Origin of the sequence: Phocaeicola coprophilus DSM 18228 = JCM 13818 (assembly GCF_000157915.1) — a bacterium.
GTDB classification, from domain to species: Bacteria; Bacteroidota; Bacteroidia; order Bacteroidales; family Bacteroidaceae; genus Phocaeicola; species Phocaeicola coprophilus.
On record NZ_EQ973637.1, the window covers coordinates 246,450 to 247,317 of the forward strand.

The 868-nt window shown below is 38.6% G+C and carries 1 protein-coding gene; it reads left to right on the forward strand.

What is annotated here, in order from left to right; all coding sequences use genetic code 11:
* Positions 1 to 230: 230 nt before the first annotated feature.
* On the forward strand, positions 231 to 868 hold a 638-nt coding region (locus tag BACCOPRO_RS07185; RefSeq protein ID WP_008142263.1), incomplete at its 3' end, for a 3'-5' exonuclease family protein.

Below are 868 nucleotides of genomic sequence, written 5' to 3' on the forward strand. Positions count from 1 at the left end.
CAATCGCAATTATAGGGAAATAAAATCATATATCCAAATATTTCCTCGTTTTTTTAGGAAAAAGTTTTTTGTAACCTTATATTATATGGATTTATCTTGTTGTAGTATTATGTTTTTGCTCTTTTTCCTTGAGCATTATTGTTTCTCAGGCAAAACTATAACGGATAATTTGTAGTTTAAGTAAAAAACAATAGATTTGCAAATGTCATAGTCTGAAATTTGGGAAATATATGAAAGAGAACAAGACATTCGTGGCTCTATGTACAGAGTCTTTTACTTCCAATCATGCCGCAATATGTTCTGTTGCTATGGTGAAAGTGGTCAATTCTGTAGTAGTGCAGGAGTTCCATTCGCTTGTCAGACCGGTTGCCGGTAAAGGAAACATGCTGGATACGTTTCTTTCTGTATTCGGTGGTAATAAGTATGCCAATGCCCCGGAGTTTCCGGAAGTGTTGCGTTTGATGGAAGCATTTGCAGGTAGTTGTAAGATTGTGGTTTACGATGAGAAGGAAATTGTACGGGTGCGTAGGAACTGTAGATTCTTTGGTGTGGAGAGTAGCAATCTTTTGACTAATGAGTTTTTGGATATTTGCCGTATGCCGGGAGAGGAGTTGGAGGAATCATGTGAGTGTTACGGGATTAAGCTGAAAGCTGATTGTTGCTTGCTCGATAAGACACGTGCTTGTGCCGGATTGTATATGAAAGTTGGGCAGACTCATAGGCTGCCTTCAGATGAATTGTGTGATGGCTTGGAGCCTTTTTCAATGGGGAAGGAGGATTTGTATAATTTGCTCCCGGATGATGAGATTACGGACAGGAATACAATATTTTATCATAAGCATATTTTTATCTCCGGTATTTTTCCCCC